The sequence below is a fragment of the Corynebacterium sp. HMSC058E07 genome (assembly GCF_001809885.1).
GTDB classification, from domain to species: Bacteria; Actinomycetota; Actinomycetes; order Mycobacteriales; family Mycobacteriaceae; genus Corynebacterium; species Corynebacterium macclintockiae.
On the sequence record NZ_KV799271.1, the window covers coordinates 1 to 1,751 of the forward strand.

General features: G+C 56.4%; 2 protein-coding genes and 1 pseudogene. 2 read left to right on the forward strand and 1 reads right to left on the reverse strand.

Features of this window, described 5'->3' with window-relative positions:
* Window positions 1-86: 86 nt before the first annotated feature.
* Window positions 87-158, forward strand: a pseudogene (locus HMPREF2678_RS10605) (hypothetical protein); the annotation flags it as partial.
* A gap of 21 nt (window positions 159-179) precedes the next feature.
* On the opposite strand, the gene HMPREF2678_RS03710 reads toward HMPREF2678_RS10605, so the two are convergent.
* Window positions 180-1,414 (reverse strand): IS3 family transposase gene (locus HMPREF2678_RS03710; RefSeq protein ID WP_246817875.1). Its coding sequence is split into 2 segments (ribosomal slippage): window positions 180-1,123 and window positions 1,123-1,414, totalling 1,236 coding nucleotides; the frame shifts between segments, so codons are not numbered across the junction.
* A 200-nt stretch (window positions 1,415-1,614) separates the two neighbouring features.
* Between HMPREF2678_RS03710 and HMPREF2678_RS10610 the strand changes: the two genes are divergently transcribed.
* Window positions 1,615-1,751 (forward strand): hypothetical protein (locus HMPREF2678_RS10610; RefSeq protein WP_371325832.1); only part of this gene is annotated, 137 nt, incomplete at its 3' end.

Sequence of the window (1,751 nt, forward strand, 5' to 3'; positions counted from 1 at the left end):
CGACAACCACCTACACCGTCTTCGACAAACCCGCCACCACCACCGACGCCACCGGTGCGACTACAACCATCACCTACAACACCCAAATGCAACCCGTGGCCATCACCAACGCCGACGGCCACACCTGGACCTACACCTACAACCTCGACGGGAACATTGAAGTGTCCCGGGTTTTGTTCCTAGGCTTGTGCCTTGATTTCCATTATTTCTCGACTGGGGTGGTGTTCCCAAAATTCGGTTTCGACTTCAGCCGGCGTGCGGTAGCCCAGGCTCTGGTGGAGCCTTGACTCGTTCCACCAATTCACCCACTCGAACGTCGCGATTTCCACGTCGACGACATCGGCCCACGTTCGCCTATGAATCAGCTCATTCTTGTAGGAGCCGTTGACGTTCTCAGCCAAAGCATTGTCATAGGAGTCGCCCACCGTCCCAGTGGACGCTGCGATACCGTGCTCAGCCAAGCGCTCGTTGTAGACGATGCTCACATATTGTGAGCCGTGGTCTGAATGGTGAATCAAGCCCGTTGTTTCCTTAGCGCACACGATTGCCTGGTTCAACGCCTGCAGCGGCAAGGCTTCGGTGCGCATCGAATCGGACAGCGCCCATCCGACGATCCTCCGGGAGAATACATCGGTCACGAACGCGGTGTACACAAAGCCTTTTCGGGTGCGCACGTAGGTAATGTCCGCCACCCACAGCCGATTAGGGCCAGGGGCCTTAAACTCACGTTTTACCAAGTCAGGGCGATGATCCGGACCCTTGGGTTTGCGCGTTGTGATTGGTGCCCCACCTTTGCCCTTGCCGGACAGTCCAGCACTGCGCATCAGCCGGGCTGTTTGCTCGCGTCCAATGTCAATGCCCTGGCGGCGCAGCACGCGCCACATTTTGCGAATCCCGTAGACACCGTAGTTTTGTTTATGAACTTCGGTAATGCGCTCTACTAGGGCAGCGTCGCGAAAAGCGCGGGAGCTTAAGCCCCGTGCCTTGGATTGGCGGTATCCACGCGAGCTAAGAAAACCGCCTTCGCGATGCGTGTTTAACGTCTGGCAGATGAACTCGACTGAGAAACGATTCCGATGCTCATCGATGAATCGGATCATTTCCGACGTTGTGGGTCGAGTTCGGATGCGAAAAAAGCTGAGGCGGCTTTCAACAACTCATTGGTGTCCCGCAGCTCTTGATTCTCTCGACGCAACCGTGCGTTTTCTGCAGCAAGGTCCTTGGGCATTGATTCCACAACACGTCCTTCGCGACGAGCGGCCTGCGTCCATTGCCTCGCCGTGTGCCACGAGACGCCCAGCTTTGGGGCTACTGCCTGGCACGCGGCTTGCATCGACATATTTTCCGCCAAGATGCAGTCTTCCACGAGACGGACCACACGGTCCTTGGCATCCTGGTCAAATTTTCTTGGCATATTCCAGATTTTCCCATCTACTCACACGGAACAAAACCTGGGTCACTTCACCTAAAAGCCACAAGCACTGTCAAGCCACCGACGGGGCAATCGACTACCACAACACACTGCCGGTCAAAGTCGGCCGGACTACCTACACCTACGATGATGCAGGCCGTATCACCCGCACCGTGACCAAACGCCTGGGTAAGAAACCATTGGTGCATCACTTCTTCTACGCCACCGGTGAACAACCCATCGGCTTTACCTCCTCCGATGAACCAAACACCGGCTACCGCTACACCTACGATGGTCTCGGCCGACGTGTAGCCAAAGACACCATCAACACCACCACCGG